Source organism: Verrucomicrobium sp. BvORR034, assembly GCF_000739635.1.
Taxonomy (GTDB): domain Bacteria; phylum Verrucomicrobiota; class Verrucomicrobiia; order Verrucomicrobiales; family Verrucomicrobiaceae; genus Verrucomicrobium.
Genome location: NZ_BATQ01000017.1, coordinates 1 through 12,248, shown reverse-complemented (window position 1 = coordinate 12,248; position 12,248 = coordinate 1). Strand labels below are relative to the sequence as shown.

Annotated in this window: 7 protein-coding genes; 5 read left to right on the top strand and 2 right to left on the bottom strand. The window is 55.1% G+C overall.

The genetic code is table 11. The features are described 5' to 3' along the window. Together BV034_RS03805 and BV034_RS03800 are read left to right on the top strand one after the other, a co-directional pair. Positions 1–1,953 carry a hypothetical protein gene (locus BV034_RS03805; RefSeq protein ID WP_050024290.1) on the top strand — a complete coding sequence of 651 codons (1,953 nt, stop codon included), beginning with the start codon at positions 1–3 and terminating at the stop codon, positions 1,951–1,953. A 590-nt stretch (positions 1,954–2,543) separates the two neighbouring features. Beyond that, the gene (locus BV034_RS03800) at positions 2,544–4,148 is read left to right on the top strand and encodes an autotransporter-associated beta strand repeat-containing protein (RefSeq protein ID WP_265592595.1); all 1,605 of its coding nucleotides are present in this window, start codon (positions 2,544–2,546) and stop codon (positions 4,146–4,148) included. A gap of 338 nt (positions 4,149–4,486) precedes the next feature. On the opposite strand, the gene BV034_RS03795 is transcribed toward BV034_RS03800, so the two are convergent. Then, positions 4,487–4,765 carry a hypothetical protein gene (locus BV034_RS03795; RefSeq protein WP_050024287.1) on the bottom strand — a complete coding sequence of 93 codons (279 nt, stop codon included), beginning with the start codon at positions 4,763–4,765 and terminating at the stop codon, positions 4,487–4,489. Positions 4,766–5,186: 421 nt separating this feature from the next. On the opposite strand from BV034_RS03795, the gene BV034_RS34420 reads away from it, so the two are divergent. The 3 genes from BV034_RS34420 (at position 5,187) to BV034_RS03780 (ending at position 11,599) form a co-directional block, all read left to right on the top strand. Continuing rightward, on the top strand, positions 5,187–5,600 hold the full coding sequence (locus BV034_RS34420) for a transposase (protein ID WP_343123282.1): 414 nt from the start codon (positions 5,187–5,189) through the stop codon (positions 5,598–5,600). A gap of 349 nt (positions 5,601–5,949) precedes the next feature. Continuing rightward, positions 5,950–11,004, top strand: a complete 5,055-nt coding sequence (locus tag BV034_RS03785; RefSeq protein WP_265592593.1) for a hypothetical protein — start codon at positions 5,950–5,952, stop codon at positions 11,002–11,004. Continuing rightward, positions 10,994–11,599: a hypothetical protein gene (locus tag BV034_RS03780; protein WP_050024281.1), complete on the top strand. Its 606-nt coding sequence runs from the start codon at positions 10,994–10,996 to the stop codon at positions 11,597–11,599. Before BV034_RS03785 ends, BV034_RS03780 begins: the two co-directional genes overlap by 11 nt. Before the next feature lie 222 nt (positions 11,600–11,821). On the opposite strand, the gene BV034_RS03775 is transcribed toward BV034_RS03780, so the two are convergent. Next, on the bottom strand, positions 11,822–12,248 hold a 427-nt coding region (locus BV034_RS03775; RefSeq protein WP_265592592.1), incomplete at its 5' end, for a hypothetical protein.

Genomic DNA, 12,248 nt, shown 5'->3' with positions numbered 1-12,248 from the left:
ATGAAGAATCACCCCATCGCTCCGGCGGCCATACGCACAGCCCCCAGTCGTTTCACCCGACTGACTGCAATCGCCGGTGCGGCTATTGCCATCCTCTTTTTGCCAGGCACCACCCAAGCGGGCTTCACCAGCACGGGTGACAACGTTCTGCAACCAACAAACGCCTGGGTGGGCTTTACGGCCGAGGGCAGTCTCGTGATCAACGAAGGCTATGACTACCTCAGGGGTTTTCTGACGGTAGGGAGATACAAAGACGCCATTGGCATCATCACAGTCACCGGCATCGGCACGTCGCTATCTGTTAGCGAAATACTGAACATGGGATACTTGGGACGCGCGGTCCTGAATCTCGAACTCGGCGCCACCATGACGACCAACAAGTCAGTCGAGATTGGAGTGACTGGCACGGGCACCCTCAACATTCGCTCGGGAGCCGTGCTCACCAGCAATGGAAATTCGGAAATCGGCACGGCAAGTCAGATCTTCATCGGCAACTCCTCTACGGCGGGAGCGTCGTCCGCCACCGTAGACGGTGCAGGATCTCAATGGATCATTCCCAACTTGGGAATCAGTGTGTCGGGCGTTCTCACGGTCAGCAATGGGGGGAATATCTCGACGACCGGAGTTGGAGTCACTTCAACAGGGGCTTTGCTGGTCACCGGACTTGATTCCGTAACGGGAGCGGCCGCCACCTTGGATCTGCAGAGAAGTTTTTCCATCGACAATTCAGGCTCTGATGCAGCCGTTGTCAGCGCTGGCGGCATTGTCAACGCGCGGGGCAACAGTTTCATCGGTTCCTACCAAGGCCTGCAAGGAACGATGACGGTCACGGGTGCAGGATCGCAAGTGAATGTCGTGGGCGACATGACGATAGGTGCCTCCAGCGGCAGGGGCACCCTCACGGTGACCGATGGTGCATTGTTCAGCGTCTCCAAGACCGCATCTGCACTGGGCACAGGCGATGGCACACTCACGGTAGGAGGAAGGGGCTCGAACTCCAATCCAGGAACTCCCATAGGCGTGGCAGTGCTTCATATTGGCACTGGTGGGGCCGCTGGGAAATTGAATGTCTCCGAGATCACAGGTTTTACCTCCACCAATCCCCCGGTGCCACCGACGGATTCCACTGTTGTCTTCAATCACAATGAGACGGCCTATCAGTTCACCAACACGGCCGGGACTGGCATCCTGATCAATGGCGGCACCAAGGTGAGGCAGGAGGCGGGCACCACGATCTTCACCGCAGCCAGTGGCTACCAAGGCGGAACGCTGATCACCGGGGGCCGGTTGGTCGTGAACAACGCGAGTGGCTCCGGCACAGGAAGCGGAGCAGTGAACGTGAGCGGCACGGGGGTGCTGGGAGGCCGGGGCACGATTTCAGGAAACATCACAGTGGCGAGCGGTGGAGCCACGCTTCCCGGTGACTCCCAAATCTTGAAGGTGGGCAGCCTGAAATATGAAGCCGGATCCGCGGCGAAGTTCACCCTGGCCACAACAGGCGCAGGCGGAGAGGTTCCAGCGGCGGGGATGAACTGCGACCGCATTCAGATGACCGGAAATCTGGTCATTGATTCCGGAGCCACGCTTCAGCTTCAGCTCACCGCCTCCAGCCTGTCCTACTTCCACGACCACAATGGCACCGACCCGTTGGGGAATTATTTCCTGTTTGACCTGACCGCTCCCATCACCGGCAAGTTCGACTTCCTCAACCTGATGCTGGACGGCACCACCTACACGCAATCCATGTTGGAGGGTCGGGCAACGTTCGCAGAGTTGGGCATCACTTTGGATGTGGGTTACACCGGAGACGCGGCTACCAACTCCCTCCTCGGCGGCAATGACATGACGATCCAGGTGTCCTCCGTTCCGGAGCCCTTTACCGGCTGCCTTCTACTGGCCGGAGTGGTGGGGGTGGTGTTTACGCGTCGGCGCAAGTCGTTGATGGCGGGTTGACGGCCAAGCGCCCGCCGAAAAATGACTGTGCCCTGCAAAGCACCGTTTGCCCATAAGGGGATAGAACCGGGGTGAAGCTGAATGAAGTCTTAGCGCCCTTGTGGAGAACCCCGTAGTCGCTACTGGGTTTGGCAAGTTGAGGTCCATGTCCACTCCAGCATAGATGGAGGTCTGATTGTTTTTCCATACCGATGGCAACCACTCGACTGATCATGAAACATCTTATCGCTCCCCATCAAAGGCCTGGGCAGAAGAGACCCGGGAGAGAATGGTTGGACGGATTTCGAAATGGCCTGCGTTTGTTTGGGATTCTAGTCCTGTCGCTTCCCGCGACGAAGGCGGTCGCCGAGGTTACGTACGGAGGAAGCACCTACTCGACAGCGTCCGAAACTGCGATCGGCCATGCTGGTGCAGGCAGCCTCCTAGTTGATGCAGCATCGAGTCTTAGCGTAAGTGCTCTGCGTGTAGGACGCTACTCTGGACCAGGAACCGTGACCGTGACTGGGAGTGGCACAACCCTGACTCTCAGCAATGAGCTTTCGATAGGCCAATTCGGTCAGGGCACCTTGAATCTTGAGATGGGCGCAACCATGACGGTCAGCAGATCGATCACACTGGGATCGACGGGTAGCGCCAGCCTCAACATTCGTTCAGGGGCTGTGCTCACCAGCACCGGCGTTCCGACTCTGCCCACAATTTCGACGACAAGCATCGGCAGCACGTCGGGAACCGTTTCCGTGTTGGTGGACGGTGCGGGTTCGAAATGGGACAACCCCAGTATGGGGATCGGTGTGGGCAACGCTTCCAACAACCGCACCGCGAGCTTCACGATCAGCAACGGAGGTGCCATTTCGACCTCCAGCTTTGCCGTGAATAGAGGCAGCACTCTCGTGGTGACCGGGCGGGACGCCCTCACCCAGGCAGCGGCCACTCTGGACCTCACGGGAGGGATCAGGATCGACAGCTCCGCGACCAACTCTGCCGTCGTCAGTGCGGGCGGCGTCATCAGCGCCCGCAGCAACAGTTTTATCGGCTCCTACTTGAACGAGGAAGGCACCACGACGGTGACTGGCGCAGATTCACAATTGAATGTGGTCGGCGATCTCACGCTTGGTGATTCCAGCGGGAAGGGAACCCTGACGGTTTCTGACGGGGCGGTGGTCAGCGTTTCGAAAGCAGGATCCGCATTAGGAACGGGTGATGGCAAACTGACCGTAGGAGGTATGCCAACAAACAGCGCTCCTGGCACGCCCTCCAGCGTTGGGGTACTGCGTATTGGCATGGGGGCAGCCGCAGGGAGGCTGAACGTCGCCGAAGTCTATGGGTGGGTTTACTCCAACAATCTGGTGCCTCCTGCCGACTCCACCATCATCTTCAACCACAATGAAACGGGGTACCAGTTTACGACTGCGGTCAACAGCGGCATCCTGATCAGTGGTGGCACGAAAGTGCAGCACCTTGCAGGCACGACCATCCTGACCGCCGCCAGCACCTATCAAGGGGGCACTCAAATCAACGGCGGCACACTGAAGGTGAACAACACCACCGGCTCCGGCACAGGGACTGGAGCAGTGACGGTGAGTGGCACGGGGACCTTGGGCGGCAGTGGTAGAGTCACAGGTAACATTACCGTGGAAAACGGCGGAGCCACTCATCCCGGAAACTCAAAGGTCTTCTCGGGGGCCAATCTGGAGTACAAAACGGGATCCACTGCCAAGTTCACCTTGGGTGCTCCGGTCTCCCTTGGAGAGTCTCCCATTGCCGGGCAGGACTATGATCAAATTGCCCTCACTGGAAATCTGAAGGTCGGGACGGGTACTACCCTGGAAATGCAACTCACGGCCTCCACCATGGCCTACTTTCACGATCTGGACGGCACGGATCCCGAGGCGAATTATTTCCTATTCAACCTCGACAGCTCCTCAGTTCTCGGGCAGTTCGACTTCCTGAACGTGATGCTGGATGGCACCACCTACACTCAATCCATCCTGGACGGTCGGGCGACTTTCGCGGACTTGGGCATCACCGTGGACATTGGCTATACCGGAAACGCCGCCACCAACTCCTTGCTCGGTGGGAATGACGTGACCATTCAGATATCCGCCGTGCCGGAGCCTCTTACCGGGTGCCTTTTGCTTGTGGGTGGTGCAGGGGCGTTGTTCGTCCGGCGGAGGATGTCGTTGCTTGAAGTTTGAGGCTTGGGGAAGCTGTTCGTAGTACAAACTTCATTGTAGCAGCGGAGGAGGCATTCCCTTTCGCACCTCAGCCACCGCAAATTTTGCATTCAATCCCGTCCGTTGGGCCACATGAGCGGCCTGATCCGTAGTACCAACACCCTGAGTTGTGCCGCTTACCGGTAGGACTGATGGTCACCTTGAAGATGCGGGAGTCTCCACAGAAGGGGGGGCCTGAACCGGATTCGGGAGACAGGCTCCGTATTCCCCGTAGCCGACGAGAGTGTATCCACAGACGTTCTGGCGGGAGTAGAAGCTGACAGAGCACTTCTGCGAAGCTGCTCGTTCTCCTGCTGCAATCAACTCACCGTGGCCTCCCGCTCCGCTATCCGTTGCAGAAGAGCCGTAGAATCAGGTTTGTTGGACTCGGTCAGCTTCGCCCTGGTCTCAGCAGTCAGTTTCTGGAGATCCAACCTCAACATCCCGAAGTCGCTCATCAAGGTCACCTCGGAGGCCGTCACTGACATCACTCGGCCTTTGATCTTGCTCCCGTCGATGAGAAACAGATCAAACCGTTTCCTGGCTGGCATATACCCAGGAAATGCCAGGAGGATCAGGACTAGGATGTGGATTTTCACGACGAAATCGATTGCACCCTAGATTTCGGCATGTACAGCCCCAGAATCCAGTGCGTATTATCGACTCTAGGGAACTGGCAAGAAAAATGTGAATCGCTCGGCTCTGAACTCAACGCGTACGCTCGAGAGCTCTACGAACAAAAATTGCACCGCCCGTGTTCGTTGGGTCGACACTGTCTAGGGCGTGTTTGAAAAGGCTTGCGTCTTGCACTTGAGGCCGGGATGGATGACAGATGGGGCCATGCATTTGGACGAGAGTTTCCAGCGAACGATCCCTCTGATTGAGGGGTTTATAAGAACCATAGACGCCTAAATACCATACGTAGACACGCGGCCACCGACCGCCTGCCCCTTTGGGCTTGGTGGATCCAACGGTTGCTCTTCGTGCTCAAGGAAGGCGTCAGCTGGCGTGCGCTTGGCCATGTCGGTGTGGCTTCGCGCACCGTTTATGGACACTGGCGGCGTTGGATCTCTCTTGGTCTTCCCCAGGCCTTGGTGGACCTGGTGCCCTGGAATGCCAGGCGGCGTGCTGAGCTTGCGGCCATGGACTCCACCCATGTCAAGGTCCACCGGGACGGAGCCAATCCGGCGGGGGGGACAAGCGCCACAGTTCACTGGCAAATCACGCGGAGGAAACAACACCAAGATCCATGGAGTGGTCGACGAGCACATGCGACTTCTTGCTCTGAGCTTCACGGCAGGCAACCGTCACGACAACACCCAGGCAGAAGCGTTGATCAAAGGCTGCAAGGGCTCTGGTATCGTAGAACTCGTGGCCAACAGAGCCTATGATGCCAACTTTACCCGTCAGGCGTGTGTGGATGAGGGATTGTAAGCCTGCATCCCTTCCAGAAGCAACCGCAAGGAGCCCGTCGCCCACGACCCGGAGAGCTTTAAGAAACGCCATGTGGTCGAGAACTTCTGGGAAGTCCTCAAGCGCTGCCGCCGGGTGGCAACGCGCTACGACAAGCTCATCGAAACCTACTCAGGCTTCGTTCACCTGGCCATTGCCGTCCGGTGCCTCCGAGGGAAACTCTGAAACCTTCACCTTTTCAAACACGCCCTAATACAATTCTTTAGCTCATCTGCATATGTATCATTTCGCAGGTATATTTTTTGCATTTTTGGTGCAAGTATTGTAAATATCAGTAATTATTGGCCGCCCCACGCCAAACAATCTACCCATGAAACGATCCCCCCGTCGACTTGGCAGTGCTTTTGCTCAACTCCGCAAGCTCCCTGGCCTACTCTCCTTAAGCATTCCTCTGTTTGCATGTATCTGTCTTTGCTTTTTGCCCCTGCCCCGGCTACAAGCGGGTTCATGGCAGGACACGGATAGCGATAGCATTCCAGACACCTATCTCCCTGACCCGTGGGAGACGGATACCGACGGAGATGGCATTCCCGATACAGATGAGCTGACGTACGGCCTGAATCCCAGCGACCCAGCAGATGCTGCGCAAGATCTGGACGGTGATGGATTTACCAATCACAAAGCATACTCTCGGAATTGGCCACTAAATGCTGCAATTGTTGACTTGGATGACAATGATGATGACTACCTGCTGGATGTAGTTGAATCCCACTGGGTGGAGATTCATCCCATGTTGCAGTACAGCGGTTCAATATATCCGGACATCAACCCTGTTGATGATCCCGACTATGACGGGGTGCTGACTTTTGAAGAACTTCTCTATTTTCTAAACCCTGCGCATGACGAGACAGTTCCCGGGTTTCACGACTTCTATGAGTTTGCAGACATTCTCTATGATGCTGAAGGAATCTGGCCTTCTGGAAATTCTTTGGGGGATGTAGATGCTGACGGGCTTCCGGACGAGTGGGAATACTACAACGGTCTCAACTTGCGAGACTACAACACCCCCGACGAAGATCCTGATGGCGATGGGTTGAAGAATGCCCAAGAGTATGTTTCAGGGCTCGATCCCCAATCTTCAGACAGCAACAACGATGGCACCAATGATGGCGACGAGGACAATGACGGGGATGGGCTTACGAATCTGGAGGAAGCTCAGCTGGGAACTAACCTCGGAAGCGATGACAGCGATGGTGACGGAATGACTGATGGGTGGGAACAATCGAATGGACTAGACCCCCTAAGTTCGCACGACGCTGATGCAGACAGCGATGGTGATGGAGTACGTAATCGTGAAGAGCATCTCATGGGTTCCGACCCCTATTCGGCAGACAGCGACAGCGACGGTATATCAGATGACTATGAGGACAGTGACAGCGATGGCTTCCCTGACTTTTGGGAGTATCGATACTACGGAAACCTCAGTACATTGAGCTCTGTGCAGGACTCTGATGGAGATGGACTCAATACGCAGGCCGAGTTCATGCTGGGGACTAATCCTCTCTTGGCGGATACTGATTCAGATAGCATCCCGGATGGTTGGGAAAGCACGCACGGAACCAACCCAATAGGTTATGATGCCTATGCGGATGTCGATCAGGATGGGGTGCTTAATCGAGAAGAGTACATCCTGGCGTTTGACCCTCGGAATCCGGATACTGATTCTGATACGATTGGCGACGCCGCAGAGGATATGGATACGGACGGGCTTCCTGACTACTGGGAACTGCGCTACTACAACTCCGCGACTTCAGCAATTGCAAGCGGGGATGATGACGGTGACTCTTTGACAAACCTACAAGAATTCACCGCCGGAACCGACCCCTTCTCCGTCGACACGGATGGCGACAACCTTCCAGACGCTTGGGAGGCAGCCAATGGCTTGGACCCATTAGCGGCCGATGTCTTCACGTCAGACGCTGATGGAGACGGCATTTTCAACGTCGTAGAACATTACCTGGGGCTAAATCCCAGTAATTCGGACAGCAACAACGACGGTATTTCTGATCGGGACGAAGACGCAGACCTGAACGGCATCGGTGACGCTTGGGAGCTGCAATACTTCTACTATGTCGGCATCGACCCAAACGGAGACGAAGATGAAGATGGACTGAGCAACATACTGGAGTTTCAAGCGGGAACGGACCCTACTCTGGATGACAGCGACATGGATGGGCTGCCAGACGGGTGGGAGCACTACGCAGGACTGGATCCGCTGGATTCAACAGATCTGCTTGAGGATCTTGACCAGGACGGCATTCGGAACAAGGAGGAATATATTTTGGACCTGGACCCCACAACCGCAGACACAGATAACGACTCCACATTGGACGTAGAAGGAGATTTCGATGCCAATGGCCTCCCCGACTACTGGGAGCAGCAACACTTCGGTCAGATCATCCTAATTGATCCCCTAGCCGACGCCGATCACGATGACCTGACCAACCTGCAAGAATACCAAGGGGGCACGAACCCCTTGGACTCTGACACCGATCAGGATGGCCTCCCAGACCAATGGGAAAGCTCGAATGGTCTGGACGCCTTACACGATGATGCAGAAGATGACCTCGATCTTGATGGGGTCAGCAACGCGATTGAGTTTACCCTTCAGTTTGATCCGCAAGCTGTAGACAGTGATGCCGACAGTGTCAATGATGCCGACGAGGATGCCGACAGCGATGGGTTGCCTGACTACTGGGAAATGCTCCACTTCGCTGATGCGGAAGCAGCGTCAGCAGGAGATGATGTCGATGGAGATGGTCTTACCAATCTCGAAGAGTTTATCGCTGGCACCGATCCTTGGTTGCTGGACTCGGACGAGGACGGAATCCCTGATGAAGAAGAACTGGCCGCCGGGCTGGACCCTACGGATCCAGCCGACGCAATTCTTGATGCCGATGGAGACGGTGCGTCCAACATCAAGGAATACGCTTCGGGAACGGGCATGGCAAACAGCGGCAACACGCCTGCGCCCCCGACACCCGATGACTCGGACGGAGACGGACTTACAAATGCTGAAGAGGCCGCATTGGGAACTCTACCTAACAACCCTGATTCTGACGGCGACAACATCATGGACAGTGTTGATGCCCTACCAACTGATGGAATTGTCAACTGGGCCAAAACACCTGAAGTACGCTATGCCATTGTTGCTCTCGGCGGAAACGGATGGACTCCTTTAAGAATAAATAGCGCGGGCGATGTGCTGGCTACAAGAACAATGAACGGAAAGACCCAGATTGCCGTTTGGAAAAATGCGGCCTGGCAACAGTTGACCACCGAAATCACACTCCAGGATCTGGACGCCGGAGGACAACCAATAGAGGCCGAAGCCGGAGGGTTGCTCAGCTTGACGGATACCGGAGAGGTCTATGGCCACGTTACAAAAGAGGGAATCCGCACAGGCGTGGTCAAGTGGGATTCGAGCGGGATCGCCTCCCTGGAAACGCCGCGGAAACTGGGCGATACAGATATCGGCGCAGTCGATGTAGAATACAAAGATGATGAGAAGCGCGTTCTTGCAAATGGCAAGTACTGGTTGAGGAACGAAAACTACTCCAAACATGGCGAGTGGTTGACCGAAGTCAGCGCACCTTCTTACAGCCTGAAAGTCCAGAATCTCCTGGTGGGAAATCTCACCTATCGCATTTTTGATAACAGACTACTCGCGGCAAATGCGCCCAGCGGCACTCAGCCTACGGTGACAGTGCTTACAAACCCCCGCCATCCCATGATGAGCCTTGGCCTACCGTCGGTGAGAGGCTTCACTCGAAGTGGACATGCGCTCCTCCGGCTAGTCACCGGCACCTCCGGAAATCCTTGGCTCCTTCAGTACGGGGGCAGAGGAAGACGCCAGTACGTCACAGCACCATCCTGGAGCGATCCTAGCTTCTGCGAAACCCCTCCGTCAGTAAAGAATCCCACCTCATCACAATTAGGGCAGCCGTTGATCACTTGGATCGAAAGCAGCAACTGGGTGACAGAAATCAATGGAAAGCGAACAACGGTGCCCATTGTCGTGAACGACATGAATTCTCAAGGGGTGGGAGTCTATGGCTCCATGATCTGGAGGAACGGGAAATCAATCCCCATGAAGGATCTTGCCGGCCAATCCGTTCCCGGCCCGACTCAGGCATGGCAGCAATTCTCGCTGATTTGTTTGAATGAAGCCGGCGTGATAGCTGGTACTGCAGTGCGTGTTAGAGATCCTACAGGCAATCCTATTGCAATGCCTCAACAAAAAACGGAGCCAGTGATCCTCCTCCCGGTGGAGTTAGTGGATAAAAACAAGGCAGCGGTCTCGAAACTCAAGGTTGGCAAGATGAGTGAAACGGGTGTCCTCACGGGGACGGGCGCGTCGACAACGCTCGACATCGATAAAGACTCAGATCGGTTCTTCATCCGCGTCAAAGGCGGTGCTTCAATGGGCGGCATCTCGGTTAAGGTTTCGACCACGGACAACCCAGATCACAGCGCAACAACCCCATACAACGACGACGCCACACAGCTTGATCTTGTGACTGATGGAGCTGATGCGATTTCCAAATCGCTGCTCCTCGTGTCGGACGATATTGATGATGATCATTCTGTTGATGGAAAAGCTGACGATGCCACTGACGACCGGACGCACAAAATCCAGCTTGGAGGAAACTTTAAGATCGAGGAGATCAAGATCGGCACTGGAGCTTGGCAAACGCTTGGCACCAAGATTCCAGTTCCAGCGGAAAAGACGGTGGATGTCACCACGGTCATTCTGAGAGACAAACTGCAGGCGGCTGGAGGCACAGAAGTGATTTCACAAACAGTCGTGACAGACTTCTGGAGAATCGCGAAGGAGCGTTATGCCCAGTGCGGTGTTAAGCTCAATGTCACCCATGCAGGTGTAAAAGACCCGCCAACTGGTGTCGATCTGAGCCCCCCTGGGCTAAACGTGACCGATTCGTCTGCTGCAGACCTGCTTGCAGGAAACGGGACTGTTGCCCAAGAGGCCAAGGATCTGATAACCGCATGGGGAACAGGGGCATCTAATGCCGACATTCATGTATTTTATGTGAACACGCTTACCGTTGCAGGAGGTGCAGCCGGTGGTGCAGCAATTGCCGATTTTGCATTCGCCGCCAGCGAGGACTCCTTCACCTACAACGTGGTTCTGTCAAAATCGACACTTTCGCCTTGGGGTGGGTATGCAGCAGCGCATGAACTTGGGCACCTGCTCACCAACGGTGGTCATGAAGATGCGTCGGGCGTCTTTCCGCTTTGGCACTTAATGCAGCCCAATATTTTGGACACAAACGGGATTAGCGGGTCGCGACGGCTCAAGCAATCTGATGCAACTAAAATCCTATCCAACTCGCATGCACACTAAGCCAGCATTTAGAAGTTTCATATTCCTCTTCCTGGCATGGTTTTCACTTCTTAATTGCGTGCGAAGTGAAGAAAAAACTCTGTCCAAGGAGGAGATTCTCGCGCTACTGCCTCGGGGAGTTGATCTGTATGGTGAAGAAGTATTGAAAATGGAAAAGCTGGTTTCGATGGGTTCATCTGCCCACGAAGTTTTGGGTGCCGAGCTTGTCCGTGTCCCTGTCGAAGAGTGGCTCACTGCCAGCCGAATAATAAATGTCTTCGAGAAATCCAACGGTGATAAGACCATCGCAAGGAGATACTTGAATCAGTTTCTAGAAGTCTCAAGAAACGACGATATGTGGCCCTCTGTGCAAGCACAGGCTGCAGAGGCCATCCGCAAATTTGATGAGGCCCAAACGGCGCAATCCCCAACTCCAAAGGAAATTGATGTTCGGGAAACAAAGCCGCTGCCACAAGCGCCAAAGGCACCCGAACCAAAGCCCACACCGACGACACCGAGCGAAGAACCAGCCTCATCAACACCATGGAGCATCATCGTGGTGTTGATCGCGGCGGCTGGTAGTCTGCTGTGGTTGCTGCTCAAGCGGCGTTCGTGAGCGTGGGTCGGGTGCAACGCTGTTCCGGCCTGCAACGCTGCTGCCCACCGCGCCGGAGCCTGAGCTTGGCACTATGCGGCCGGGGAAATGGTGTCAGTGTGCAAAAAGTTGACAGTTTTATGGCAAGCCGCTGAAATAGTCTGTCTTCTGGCACTAGCATCTCGATCAACATTCCATTTACCCACCAGGAGTTCACATCAAGCGTGAAATAGTGACCCCTCCCTACTTCCACCGGTCAAACTGGCCAAACCAGTTTACCTTCTTGATCCATTCGCCCGGAAACTTCTTCACAAGCCAGAAATAGCATTCGGCGGCGAGGTCAACTCGAGGCCGATCCAACACAACATATCTAAGCATCAACTCGGCCTCGGGAGTTCGAATCTCAAACACAAAATTGGGCCCAGAGTGCAACGCATCTCGCTGCTCATAACGCGCGGAATCATTCAAGATAAATGTCTGAATGATAGCCCTAAGTTTACCATGCAGGGCCTCCACATCCTCCTTGGCCCACAAAAAATGAGATGTTTCGCGCAGAGTAAAATATCGTATTCTCAATCCCAATCTGAAACCTAAAGGAAAGTTTTCAGCCGGTTTCGGCTCAATATACGATGGACAACCGCAGGCGGACAGCATTGCGGTTGATTTTCGG

What these genes read in the sequence shown, in the direction of transcription:
- BV034_RS03805 (WP_050024290.1), top strand. Translation starts at nt 1, where the DNA reads ATGAAGAATCACCCCATCGCTCCGGCGGCCATACGCACAGCCCCCAGT.
- BV034_RS03800 (WP_265592595.1), top strand. Translation starts at nt 2,544, where the DNA reads ATGACGGTCAGCAGATCGATCACACTGGGATCGACGGGTAGCGCCAGC.
- BV034_RS34420 (WP_343123282.1), top strand. Translation starts at nt 5,187, where the DNA reads ATGTCGGTGTGGCTTCGCGCACCGTTTATGGACACTGGCGGCGTTGGA.
- BV034_RS03785 (WP_265592593.1), top strand. Translation starts at nt 5,950, where the DNA reads ATGAAACGATCCCCCCGTCGACTTGGCAGTGCTTTTGCTCAACTCCGC.
- BV034_RS03780 (WP_050024281.1), top strand. Translation starts at nt 10,994, where the DNA reads ATGCACACTAAGCCAGCATTTAGAAGTTTCATATTCCTCTTCCTGGCA.